We start from the raw sequence: 12,763 nt of genomic DNA, 5'->3' as shown, positions 1-12,763 counted from the left end.
ATATGTGGAGCACAAATCTTACTCGATCTTTTTTACAATTATTGGGTTCTAGTTGTTTTTATTTAATTTTAATTATGATAAGTTTTATTCAGTTAGCCGATACATTCTTGAATTGTTATATCTATATTTTAATTTTAGTTTTAATCGTTGAATGGTGGCGTAGTGTCAATTATTTCAGAACTATTAAAGGTGAATTGGCATTATTTGAATATATACACCAAATTTATTGGCATAAACAACGTTGGCATTTAATGCGAAAACCACTGCTTTTACGTTATATGGTAATTTTAAATTTAAAATCATGTCGTGATGGCAAAAGAAGAGTATTATTTTTAATGATCGATAATCTTGCACCTAATGATTGGCGCACACTACACTATCATTTAAAACAAATTGATTTATCGTAATAAAAATGAATTTAATTGAAAATTATTCAGATCAATTTATTAATGTGATTTTTTAATCCAATATTCAAATGGTATAGATTCAATCTGAGCATTAACTAATTGATGATCCATATGCCGACAAAAGCTAGGAATATCACGAGTTGTAGCCAAATCATCAGCTATAACATGTAAGATTTGACCAACAGCTAATTCTCTAATCGCTTTACGAACCAGCATAATGGGTTCTGGGCAACGCAAGCCCAGAGTATTAAGATCTTTATCAACAATCATATTTATGGTTAATATAACTATTCAAATTAAAGTAAAAGATTAGCTAAATAGTGAGGTACAGCATCATCAGCATTAGAGCCAATTACTTCAAGTTCAGGAAGTAATGACTTAAGTTCAGGACTTGCATCTTTCATGATACAACCCTTCCCTGCTATTTTTAACATTTCATAGTCATTCATTCCATCACCAAAGGCAATACTATCTTTAAGCTGATAACCTAAACTTTCAACCACTAATTTTAATGCACTACCTTTAGTTACATTTTCCGCCATCACTTCAAGACAGTTTGCTGTAGAAAAAGCGATACTAACTTTTTTGCCGAATTGTTGTTCAATTTTGTGTTTTAGTTCAACCAAATGATGGTTATGTGCAACATCAGAAGTGGTAAAATAAATTTTGGCAATATCATCAGCGACAAAATTACGCGGATCGAAAAATTGATATTTAAATTGCGTGTCAGTAAAAAAACTAAGCGAATATGCATCTGGTTTATTAATTAACCAATCATCACCACGATAAACATGTGTATAAATATATGAACTGTCTTGACAAATTTGTGCTAACTCACAGGCTAGATTAGGCTCAAAGCTACGACTAAAAACTAAATTACCTCGACTATCATGAACTCTAGCACCATTTGAGGTTATCATAAAAGCGTCGATTTCCATATTTTCACGCATTTGACCAACATCGATATGATGTCGACCAGTAGCAAAGGCAAAGTGAATCCCCATTTGACGTAAAGCTTGAAGAATTTTTTTAGTAAATGGCGATAAGCTATGCTCAGTATTTAGCAAAGTGCCATCTAAATCAGAAGCGACAAAATGAAACATGATATTCTCAACTTTTATAATAAATTGTAATTCTAGTGACTATATTTTGCATTGAGTTAATAGGCTCAAAACAAAGTAACAAAATAAGATTGAGTATGATACAACTCCATGGCTATTTACTCAACTAATTGCGGAGTAATAAAGATAACTAATTCTCGTTTTTGTTGTTTTTTTGTTTTATTTTTAAAAGCATTACCGATAATGGGTACATTGCTAATGCCTGGAACACTATTTTTACTAACATTATTAATTTGTTGGAAAATTCCACCTAATACAACAGTTTCGCCACTTTTAATTTTGACTTGCGTTCTAATTTCCTGTGTTTCAATAGCTAACGCTTCGCCCCCATCACGTCGCTTTATTGAACGACCAGCCGTATTTTGCGTAATATATAAATCTAATATCATTTGATCGTTAGCAATAATTTTTGGGGTAACCTCTAAACCTAATACAGCTTGTTTAAATTCAATAGATGTAGCTCCATTACCACCATTTGAAACTTCATAAGGAATTTCTGTACCTTGCTTTATTGAAGCCATATTTTGATTTGCCGTTAACAAATTCGGACTTGCTATAATTTCTAACTGGTTTTCTGATTCTAATGCCGAAAGTTCAAGATTTAACAAACTACCGGAAAGTTTTGCTAAATTGAAACCGACAGAAGATGCTGCATTGGTGACACCAAAGTCAACATCAAACTTACTTAATACTTGTGATGAGTGCCCAGTATATCCCCACTTTATACCTAACTCATCCATACTTTGCTTATTCATTGTGACAATATGAGCCGAAATATGCACTTGAGGAATTGGCTGATCCAAACTTTTAGCTAATTTTTTGATATTGGAAAATTGTGTAGACATATCGGTAATAATGATTGAGTTAGTTCTTTTATCGATAATCGCTTTTCCTCGTTCGGATAATAATCCTTGTGATTGAATAGTTTCAACTAGATTATTAAGGTCGGCATGATTAACTGGAATAGTCAGCAAATTTAATGGCTTATTTAATTGCAACTCTTTTTGTTCTAGTAATTTTTTTTGAAGCAACACCTCTGGATCAACAGCTTTTGATATAAATAAGATATTATCGTCAATTTCAGCGCGTAAATTTGCAGAATTTAAAACAACTGTTAATGCTTTTTGCCATTTAACATTTTGCAGTTTAATGGTTTGTTTGGTTGACAAATCATCGACCATAACTAAGTTCATCTGTTTATTGTCAGCAAGTGCTTGCAAAATTATAGCAATGTCTGTTTGATAAAAATTTATAGAAATTAGATCGTCCGATTCAGCGCTTGATAAAGTTTTAGGATTTGCCCAACATGACATAGAAAAAAGCATAACTAAAATAACAATATTTAAATATTTTTTTGCTAAACTTTTTAATATTTGGCTAATTTTAAACATTAATTATATCCTTAAACTATAATAGTCACTTATTTTGTCAAAGGCATTGTCCATAACACAGTATGATTGCAATAGTTAGGTAAACTTGCTTGCCATAAAAGTTTATCGTCTAATACAGCACTTACAGTCCATGGAAACAAAATATGCGGTACGGTATTATCAGTAATTGCTAACCAATTATTTTCAGAAAAAAGCCATAATTGTTGGTAATGGTTCTCTATGCGTTGGATATAACCTTTATATTGCCAAACTTGGATCTGTTTATTAAGGAGATCTGTCTGCTCCTGACAACTAAAATTAATAGTTTGTAAAAAAGGATCCCTTGTTAAATGAATATCTGCATTAACATTAAAACAATAAATCATTAATAAAAAATAACTGATAATAAGATAATAATTCATTTAATATCCCTTTTAATCAATATGTTAAATTTAATTTGCAAATAAGTATCTTGCTTATCAATAGTAAAATTCTGAAAATTTAAATAATAAAAATTGTCATTTAACTCACTAATAAATTGCATAAAATTAATAAACTGCCCTCGTAGCTCAATATGCCAATAACTTGACAATTCATTTTTCTCATATTTAAAGGAAGTTAAGTGCAATTGATTACGTTTGATTGCTTTAGCAAACTCAAGTTCTGTTAGTAAAGTTAACGAACTTTTTTTAGCAGATTGATAACGTTCAATTTTTGATTGAAGTAATTTAATTGCCGTTTTCTTTTCTTCATATATTGTAATTTGCATCTCTGTTTGTTGTTTTAGTTCTTGAATAAAAAACTGATAACAGATGAAAAACACAATTGAAGGTAGCAAAAAGCTGATTAAGTATTGTTGCCAAATAGGTCTATAAAAAAAATCATTATTCATTTAATTCAATATCCAGTTGAAACAACAAACTATCTCCACTATTTTCGATATTTTTAACCAAGCTACTATTTACCTCATGACTGGATAAAAGTTGCTGATTAAAATTAATAATATCGACATAATTAATACTTTGACCGATAATTTTTATATGCTGTGCTTCATATTCATACAATCTTAACCAGATTGTCTCTGGCAGCATTTCTGCAAACATTTGTAGCGATTGTTGAATCTGTTTTTGACTAGGTGAAGGATTAGGAATAAAACTTGCTAATTGAGCAGACAATTGCTGTTCTAGCACTTGTTGTGTTGATAGCTGTTTCGAATATTGAGTAAATGTAGTTTGGCCATCAAGTAAAAGATAAAAGAAGAAACAACTCAGTAAACCAATGAAGCTAACCATGAAAAGTAGTAATTGAAACTGATGCTGCCTTGCTTTTTGCTGGCGCCACGGTAAAAAATTAAATCTTATATTTTCCAACTTACTATTAATAGAAAGCAAAGTTAAACCATGCTTTTTGGATAAATCTATCCAATAATTGGCTGCATCACTATCACAAATAGCAATCATAATAGTTTTTTGAGGGCCTGCTAATGACACAAAATCGAAAAACATATTGTTTACCGGTAATTGAAATAGTTTATTGATTATTGCTTTTATATATAAAGTTAATTCTGCTGAATTTAATTTCACCTCAGGATAAGCCGTTTTCTGAAACTGAACGTAACTTTGGCCTAAATTCAGTGCTATTGCAGTTAATTTTGGCTGCTGTTTTTTTAAATTTTGTATCAGTTGCTCAATATCAGTCGAGTTTTGATAAGGAATATCAGCTAAATTTTCATTATTAGAATGTCCGTTAAGGGCTTTAACAGTTACCACTTGATAGCGTAATATTTCTGGTTCGATTGTAATAACAGCACATTTTTTATTAAAAACTATCATATGTATCTTAAATAATGTTGATTAGTGATATCAAAAATCATAATCATAATTAGCTGGATATAAGCCAACAATATGCATATTTGCGAAGTATCATCCAAAAAATGTCTAAAATTAAACCGAACAGGGTCAATTTTAAGAAAATTTAAAAAAAAAGGTTGACTGAAATAAGACGTGCCTTATAATGCACATCCACACGGTAAGGGTGATTAGCTCAGTTGGGAGAGCACCTCCCTTACAAGGAGGGGGTCACTGGTTCGAACCCGGTATCACCCACCAATTCTTACCGTGATGTTTTAGAAATAAAACACTTGGGGTGATTAGCTCAGTTGGGAGAGCACCTCCCTTACAAGGAGGGGGTCACTGGTTCGAACCCGGTATCACCCACCACTTTTACTATCTTAATGGGTTGTTAGCTCAGTCGGTAGAGCAGCGGACTTTTAATCCGTTTGTCGAGCGTTCGAATCGCTCACGACCCACCACTTTTTTCTCTTTCACCTATTCCGTTACAGATAAATTACTCAGCGATGAGAACGCTAGTGTTCGACAAATTCGTCTGGAACGAATTTGAACAACACAAAGTGTTGGCCCTGAAAGGGTTAGGCACACGATGTGCCGAATAATCTAGCTCACGACCCACCAATTTTTTTCTTTTTCACTTACTCCATTACGAATAAATTATTTAGCGATAAGAACGGCTAGCGTTCGACAAATTCGTCTGGAACGAATTTGAACAACACAAAGTGTTGGCCCTGAAAGGGTGAGGCACACGATGTGCCGAATAATCTAGCTCACGACCCACCACTTTTTTCTCTTTCACCTATTCCGTTACAGATAAATTACTCAGCGATGAGAACGCTAGCGTTCGACAAATTCTTCTGGAACGAATTTGAACAACACAAAGTGTTGGCCCTGAAAGGGTCAGGCACACGATGTGCCGAATAATCTAGCTCACGACCCACCACTTTTTTCTATATTACTTATTCCATCACAAATAAATTACTTAGCAATGAGAACGCTAGCGTTCGACTAATTCGTCTGGAACGAATTTGAACAACACTTGTGTTGGCCCTGAAAGGGTCAGGCACACGATGTGCCGAATAATCTAGCTCACGCATCACCATTTTACTGCCCAAAAGAAAACTATTGATACTTTTGTAAACTTGCTTATAAAATAGCTAAATTACATAACGACAATAGATTTATCCATAACGAATAAATTCGCTACAGTCCTTTTACAGTAATAAAATTACTGGGTATATAATGAAAAAATTAATTCTAATCCTATCATTAGGTTTGTTCACTTATAGTTCGGCTTTTGCTGATGAGCAACCTGAATTTAATTTTGAAAGTGAATATCAAAAAGCTACAGAACAAAATGATCCTGAGGCTCAATATCATGTTGGAATAATGTATTTTAATGGTTATACAGTTAAAAAACGTGTATTTAAAGGTATTGAACAAGGGGCAATTGATGAACCCGAACAAAAAACTGAACCAGATTATAGCAAAGCAAAAGAATGGTTTGAAAAAGCAGCTAAACAAGGGCATATTGGCGCTCAACATAGTTTAGCTATGTTGTATTATAACGGACAAGGTACTAAGCAAAATTATCTAAAGGGTATTGAATGGGATACTAAAGCAGCACAAAAAGGAGATCCTGTAGCACAATATACTTTAGCAACTATGTATTATAAAGGCACCGGTGTTAAACAGAATTATTTTAAAGCGAAACAATGGTTTGCTAAAGCCGCAGAACAAAACTATTTAGACTCTAAAGACCATTTATCAGTAGTTTCCAAAAAAGTTCAAGCAATTATCAAGAAAAATAATCAAGCAAAAAAACAAAAAACTAGCAGTGTTGATTGTGGATGTAGTTAATGTTGAAAAAATTATCATATTTTTTAATTTATTGCTTATTTATAGTTAAAAACTCCACTGAAAATAATAATTGTGCTATTGCCTTAACATAATTCAATAGCACAAAATAGACGACTTAAAGCGTTAAACCATAACCTAATGGATATAATGCCTGCATATCGTTTGCTAAATCAGAAGATTGTTTTATAACACTATCCATTGAGTCTGGTAATGCAAATGGTAATTTAGCGCTGAATGGTTTACTATCTAATAAACGTTTAAATAACACATCATCATTTACACCAAAATTTGCAACCACTGCATTTGCTATTTGTTTTACTGGAGTTAAAACTGCCGGTCTATCTAAATAAACAGTGACAACAACGGGATGTTTTTTACTTGCTTCATTAATAAATTTTATATCTTTATCATCAGCAGTATATTCTAATGAACCTTCATGATATCTTGCACCAAAGAAGTAATTTTTATGTTTTTGTTCATAAGGCGCATTAACTCTAGCAACAACCACATCAGCTTGATCCAACTTATCAACAATAGTAATTTTACCTTTTAAGGAGTTTTTAGCATCCTCAGTAAAACCATATAAATAGACTTTACTACTGGATTTCAATGGCAGAATCTTATCTTTATTTTCTAATAAAACCAATGAATCAAATTGCGCTTTATCAGCAACTTTTTGGAAATCTTGATTACCAACAAAACGGCTTGCTTCAGTAGGATCAACATAAGGATTTTCAAATTGTCCTAAAGCAAATTTTTGCGTCAAGATTGCTAAAACTGCACTATCAATAGTTTTTTCATCCAGTTTATTGTTTTTTACAGCTGACACAATAACAGAGCTATCACTCACTCCACCAAATTGTTGAACACCGGCTTGAATAGCTTTAATAAAACGTTGCTCAACAGTGAGATCTTCTACTCCCCATGGCATTCCTTCCGCTTTAGGCGCTATATCAGGTGGGTTACCGTTGATACAAACTTCATTACAATCTTTTGTAATATTCCAATCACTAATAATCACCCCTTTAAATTGATAAGTATCTCTTAATAGATCTTTCAATAAATAGCGATTAAAACCTCCGCCGACAGGTTCAATTTTATGATCATTTAATTGGGCATTTTTTAAAATAGAATAAGTCGGCATAATTGCAGCTACATTGACCTCAAATGCGCCAGTGAATGGTATGATATGTTGTTCTAAACTGTTTTTATGAGTATAGAGTGCATATTTACCATAAGAGTTATGACTATCTAACCCCTCTTCTGCAGCACCATAACCAACCCAATGTTTAACGACGGCAGCCACACTTTGTGAATTTAAGCCAAGTTTGCCATTTTGCATACCTGAAATATAACCTCGCACCATACTTTTACTTAGCATTGGATCTTCGCCAAATGTACCTTCAAAACGAGACCAACGTGGTTCGGTTCCCAAATCTGCCATGGGAGATAAAGCCTGAGTTACCCCTAGTGAACGATACTCTTGTCGAATAATGTTTCCGTACTCATTTATAATAGACTCGTTACCAATCGCAGCCATACCTAATGTTCCTGGCCATTGGCTAAATCCAGCGTTACTCGTTACTTTATTGCCATAATAGAAAGTGTTTCGCGGATCAACACTAATGGTCAGAGGAATAGCCAGACGAGAGGACTCTGCAATTTGTTGTAATTGATTATTTTGCTCAGCAAAATCTTTTGGATTCACTTCTAAACGAGTAATTAGACTATTTACCTTATCATCAAGCACTAACTGTTTAATTTCTTCTAAATTATACTTATCTCCATGACCAAGCTCATCGCCTAAACTTTTGGCATTACCATGCATCATCAGCCCTGCTTTTTCTTCTAACGACAATTTGCTAAGTAGATCTTTAGCACGAACTTCAGGCGACAAACGCCAATCTTCAAAAGGAGACAATTTGCCATCTTTATCAAAGTCTTTAAATTCTAGATTATCAATTACAATTTTCTTTAATTGATGACTTTTAATCTCAACCTGCTCAATAGCAACTGCTTGACCAACAGCCAAAGCTGCACTAACCAATAATGCTAATTTCACTCGTTTGTTTGTCATAAGAACTCCTTGTCTATTTACTCAGTATCCAATTAATTTTGCATACCCGCTAAAACTGATATTCCCTAGTTGTTAATATATTTGGCTTTCTTAAAGCAAAAAAACCTAAACACCTCATTGAGTAAGATGTTTAGGTTTTGCCCGAATAGTTATGTCAACTAAACAGTAACAATCCAAATTTATAAATTAGCATAATATTAAAAACTTACTTTTGTTATAAACAAAAAATATTATAATTGTGATAAATATCACGTTATTATTAGATAATTTCAGCATATTCTAGTTATACATGTAATGGTAATAATTTTTAATGCCAATTAGTTTATTAAAGATCCATATATAAATGTATTTAGTAACAATAAATATTAAATTTTAGGGACAAATAAGGTGAAACAGTGACCAGATTAATAGTAATGATTAGCTTATTTTTATTTGCAATAAATACCAGCTTTGCAGTTGAAAATATTGAGGCTTTTTTTGATGAGCAATATAAAAAAGCAACGCAGCAAAATGATGCTGAAGCTCAATTCTATTTAGGCCGCATGTATCTAAAGGGTGAAGGAGTTAAACAAGATTTTACCAAGGCAAAGGAATGGTTTGAAAAAGCAACAGAACAACATCATATGAGTGCACAAGCAGTTTTGGGTTCAATGTACTTTTTTGGTTATGGAATTGATAAAAATAAACAAAAAGGTAAAGAACTGATTGAAGAATCAGCATTAAGTGGAGATCCCATCGGTCAATTTTACTTTGGTGTTCTATATGAAGAAGCCGAACCCCAAAAGACATACAAAGGAATTGAAAAAAATATAGATGATAGTGGTTTTTATCAAGACTTTGTCAAAGCTAGAGAATGGTATGAAAAAGCCGCACAACAAGGAAATATGCAAGCAACTTATAATTTAGGCGTTCTTTATGCAAATGGTCGTGGTGTTGAAAAAGATGAATTTAAAGCAAGAAAATATTATGAAATAGCTGCAAAAGGTGGTGATCGTCATGCAAAGCATAATTTGGCTATAATGTACTACAATGGTTATGCTGGACTAACCAAAGATTTGGCTAAAGGTGTAAAATTGGATATCGAAGCTGCCAAACAAGGATCACCATTAGCACAATACAATTTAGGCTTATTTTTCTATGAAGGTACTTATTTTAAGCAAGACTATACCAAAGCCAGAAAATCATTTGAGTTTGCAGCCGCTCAAAACGAAGCAGGCTCCCAATACATGTTAGCAATTATCTATGAACAAGGGCTGGGAGTTGATAAAGATCCAGAACGAGCCAAACATTATTATTATCTAGCTTGCCAAAATGGCTATGAAGAAAGTTGTACTCAAGCTAATGCTAATTGATTTTCAAGTTGAATGTTGTGGGGAAATTAACAACATTCAACTGCCATAAATAACATAAAAAATAAGTCGGTAAGCAATATAGAACATTACGACGCCTACAATTGAGTCCAATATAACCCACATTCTTTTTTGTTTAAATAATGGTATAAGTAACCTAGCACCGTAACCAATACCAAAAAACCAAATAAAAGAAACACAAACAGCACCAATTAAAAATGCCCATTTTTGCTCAGTTGATAAAGTGCCAGCTATACCACCAACAATTACAATTGTATCTAAATAAACATGGGGATTAAGTAAAGTAACAGCCAAAGTAGACAATATAACCTTAGTTAACGCATTCTTTTGTTGCTGAGTAGAATCAATTTGCATAGTGCTGTTACCTTGTATTGCACTCTTGCAGGCATTAAATCCATACCAAATCAAAAATAAAGCGCCTAAAATGGCAAGCACGTCGGTTATGATAGGATTACGACTAATAAATGCTCCGACTCCCCAAATACCGATAGCCATCAAAGTAAAATCACAGATAAAACAAATACCAGCGACAAAAAAGATATGATTTTTTAATAACCCCTGTTTAAGTACAAACAAATTTTGTGCACCAATAGCTATAATCAAACTTGCCGAAATCATCGAGCCACGTAATATTTCTGTCAGCATTGAACTTAACATCGTAAATAAGAAGCATTATACAAAAAGGTTATGAGTATAACTATTAAAACAACAATGATTATGCATCCTTTATAAAAAAACAGTGATACAATTATTAATTATTAAAAATCTAGAAGTTAACTAATCAAAATATGATTAATTAAAAAAGTACACAAGAAAGTTTTATTATCTTTGAGTTTATTATCTTATTTAGCACAAATACAATTATCAGCTTATTTGTAGATTGGTAAAAGCGGTAGTATTCTCTATTAAGCTTATAGCAAACATTGTTAGATAAATTGCAAGGTAACTATCAATAAAGAAACAGATTAACTATTTTGCTATCTTCCTGTTATTCGTTACAGTAAAACTTATGATTACTTGAGGAAGAGGTTAAAAAAACCCTTTCCTCAAATTTTTTGGCTTAAAAATGCTTTTAAAACATTTTATCCGTTATAAATTCAGACAACTAACAGCTTGATTAAACATTAACACAGCAACAATAAAGCATTAAATAGAAGATGAATATCCATAATTATCATTTAGCTGTCATCAATACTCTTGCTCATCAATAAAAAATTACCATTAACCCCAAAAAATAGCAAAAAGTAAATTGCCGTGCTAAATAGATATAACAGACAATTTTTTCAGATTTTATAAAAAATTTTGCATCTAAAATGATTAAACAAAATCTTGATTATTTATTTGCTTCTAACCAACCGATTTGGCCTTGATTTTTACTTAAAATAAGAATAATCACTCCTATAATTAACCAAATACCACCAATAATTTTTGCATAATTATCAATATGTAACAACACAGGTAACAATACGACAATGCCAATAATAGGGATTAAAATATCAAATAAATTAGCTCGCCAACCATTCGAACGTTTTTTAAATTTAAAATAACCTATTACTGATACATGTAACATAATAAATGCACATAAAGCACCAACATCGACAAATGAAACTAACATTGGTAATCCCTTAGCATGATTGGCAGCAATAAATACCAACAATAGATTAAACAATGCAGAAAATAAAATTGCTCTCGAAGGCACACCACTTTTCTTACCAATCTTAGCAAAAAAAGCAGGTAATCTTTTATCTCGCCCCATACTAAATAATAGACGACTTGCCGCAGCTTGACCGACCATAGCGGCAAACGATGCCCCGACAGCTTTCATTAAACTAAGAGACCATCCTAACCATAAATTAATTTCATTATTAACTATATTATAATAAGCTTTGCCTTGTAGCTCAGGATGGTTACGTAAATATTCGCTATCATAAGGATTAAGTAAAGCTCCAATATAAATTTGTATTACAAATAAACAACCAGCAAGAATTAAACAGCTAATAATAGCTTTACTTACTAAGTTTCGCTTACCACTGTGTTCTTCTGAAAAAGTTGCTATAGCATCGAACCCTAAATAAGAAAGCACAGCAATAGAGACCGCATTAAAAAGGCTACTCCAATTAAATAACTCACCACCAATAAACGGAGTAAGCCAATCTTGTTTAGTTCCATGCGTGGTAATAATCCAAATACCAACTAAAAGCACAGCAAACATGACTGCAATCTCAACGACTAAGATAACTAATGTGATTCTAGCCGATTTTTTAACACCAATTAAATTAAGCATGGTAGTGATAACTACTGCAAAACAGGTCCATATCCAAACAGGAACTTCTGGAATTAAGGCATTTAATGAAATACCACTAAACAAATAGGCAACAGCAGGAATAAACAGATAGTCTAGTAGAAGTAACCAACCTACAAGAAATCCAGCATTAGGATGAATACCAATAGAACAATAAGCATATACAGCGCCTGCATGGGGCAAAGCATTTGACATTCTTGCATAAGAAAATGCCGTAAACGCCATCACAAAAGTCGCAACAATATAAACTAGTGCAATGGCACCATCGCTTATAACATCTAAAACTCCAAATAGCCCTACTGGAGCTGCGGGGCCAATAAAAAGCAATCCCAAAATAACTAAATCTCGAAACCGCATATTTTTACTTAATTGTTGCATAATCACTCTCGTTGTTTTCTTCCTGATA

12 protein-coding genes and 3 tRNA genes are annotated in these 12,763 nt (G+C 32.7%); 6 read left to right on the top strand and 9 right to left on the bottom strand.

Translation table 11 applies throughout. The annotated features are described in order from the left end of the window. Positions 1-2 precede the first annotated feature (2 nt). Positions 3-407 carry a protein YgfX gene (locus H3S74_RS06195; protein WP_110447448.1) on the top strand — a complete coding sequence of 135 codons (405 nt, stop codon included), beginning with the start codon at positions 3-5 and terminating at the stop codon, positions 405-407. A gap of 39 nt (positions 408-446) precedes the next feature. On the opposite strand, the gene tusA is transcribed toward H3S74_RS06195, so the two are convergent. The 6 genes from tusA to H3S74_RS06165 form a co-directional block, all read right to left on the bottom strand. Beyond that, positions 447-677: a sulfurtransferase TusA gene (gene tusA / locus H3S74_RS06190; protein WP_110447447.1), complete on the bottom strand. Its 231-nt coding sequence runs from the start codon at positions 675-677 to the stop codon at positions 447-449. Between the two features lie 26 nt (positions 678-703). Continuing rightward, a complete protein-coding gene (locus tag H3S74_RS06185) occupies positions 704-1,510 on the bottom strand; it encodes a Cof-type HAD-IIB family hydrolase (protein WP_110447446.1) in 807 nt (268 codons plus the stop codon). Positions 1,511-1,626: 116 nt separating this feature from the next. Next, complete coding sequence (locus H3S74_RS06180; RefSeq protein WP_110447445.1) at positions 1,627-2,919, bottom strand: secretin N-terminal domain-containing protein; 1,293 nt, start codon at positions 2,917-2,919, stop codon at positions 1,627-1,629. A 29-nt stretch (positions 2,920-2,948) separates the two neighbouring features. Beyond that, positions 2,949-3,320, bottom strand: coding sequence for a hypothetical protein (locus tag H3S74_RS06175; protein WP_110447444.1), 372 nt, complete (start codon positions 3,318-3,320; stop codon positions 2,949-2,951). After that, positions 3,317-3,790 carry a hypothetical protein gene (locus H3S74_RS06170; RefSeq protein ID WP_110447443.1) on the bottom strand — a complete coding sequence of 158 codons (474 nt, stop codon included), beginning with the start codon at positions 3,788-3,790 and terminating at the stop codon, positions 3,317-3,319. The genes H3S74_RS06175 and H3S74_RS06170 overlap by 4 nt, the downstream gene beginning before the upstream one ends. Next, entirely contained in the window at positions 3,783-4,730 is a 948-nt protein-coding gene (locus H3S74_RS06165; RefSeq protein ID WP_198247490.1) for a PilN domain-containing protein, read from the bottom strand. Before H3S74_RS06165 ends, H3S74_RS06170 begins: the two co-directional genes overlap by 8 nt. 200 nt (positions 4,731-4,930) lie before the next feature. On the opposite strand from H3S74_RS06165, the gene H3S74_RS06160 reads away from it, so the two are divergent. The 4 genes from H3S74_RS06160 (at position 4,931) to H3S74_RS06145 (ending at position 6,608) form a co-directional block, all read left to right on the top strand. Next, positions 4,931-5,006, top strand: a tRNA-Val gene (locus tag H3S74_RS06160). A 35-nt stretch (positions 5,007-5,041) separates the two neighbouring features. Further along, a tRNA-Val gene (locus H3S74_RS06155) sits at positions 5,042-5,117 on the top strand. A 16-nt stretch (positions 5,118-5,133) separates the two neighbouring features. Beyond that, positions 5,134-5,209: transfer RNA gene (locus H3S74_RS06150), tRNA-Lys, on the top strand. A gap of 781 nt (positions 5,210-5,990) precedes the next feature. Continuing rightward, positions 5,991-6,608: a tetratricopeptide repeat protein gene (locus tag H3S74_RS06145; protein WP_198247489.1), complete on the top strand. Its 618-nt coding sequence runs from the start codon at positions 5,991-5,993 to the stop codon at positions 6,606-6,608. A gap of 115 nt (positions 6,609-6,723) precedes the next feature. Here the strand turns inward: H3S74_RS06145 and H3S74_RS06140 are convergent, their stop codons facing one another. Beyond that, on the bottom strand, positions 6,724-8,685 hold the full coding sequence (locus tag H3S74_RS06140; protein ID WP_110447440.1) for a glycoside hydrolase family 3 protein: 1,962 nt from the start codon (positions 8,683-8,685) through the stop codon (positions 6,724-6,726). Between the two features lie 395 nt (positions 8,686-9,080). On the opposite strand from H3S74_RS06140, the gene H3S74_RS06135 reads away from it, so the two are divergent. Next, positions 9,081-10,037 (top strand): tetratricopeptide repeat protein, encoded by a 957-nt coding sequence (locus H3S74_RS06135; protein WP_146208311.1) that lies wholly within the window; start codon positions 9,081-9,083, stop codon positions 10,035-10,037. 36 nt (positions 10,038-10,073) lie between these two features. Here the strand turns inward: H3S74_RS06135 and H3S74_RS06130 are convergent, their stop codons facing one another. Both H3S74_RS06130 and H3S74_RS06125 read right to left on the bottom strand, forming a co-directional pair. Continuing rightward, positions 10,074-10,700 carry a LysE/ArgO family amino acid transporter gene (locus H3S74_RS06130; RefSeq protein ID WP_173795321.1) on the bottom strand — a complete coding sequence of 209 codons (627 nt, stop codon included), beginning with the start codon at positions 10,698-10,700 and terminating at the stop codon, positions 10,074-10,076. Positions 10,701-11,388: 688 nt separating this feature from the next. Next, the gene (locus tag H3S74_RS06125) at positions 11,389-12,735 is read right to left on the bottom strand and encodes an APC family permease (protein WP_110447438.1); all 1,347 of its coding nucleotides are present in this window, start codon (positions 12,733-12,735) and stop codon (positions 11,389-11,391) included. Positions 12,736-12,763 lie beyond the last annotated feature (28 nt).

It is taken from the genome of Gilliamella sp. W8126 (assembly GCF_016102185.1).
Lineage (GTDB): Bacteria > Pseudomonadota > Gammaproteobacteria > Enterobacterales > Orbaceae > Gilliamella > Gilliamella apis_A.
This window is presented reverse-complemented; position numbering and strand designations above follow the sequence as displayed.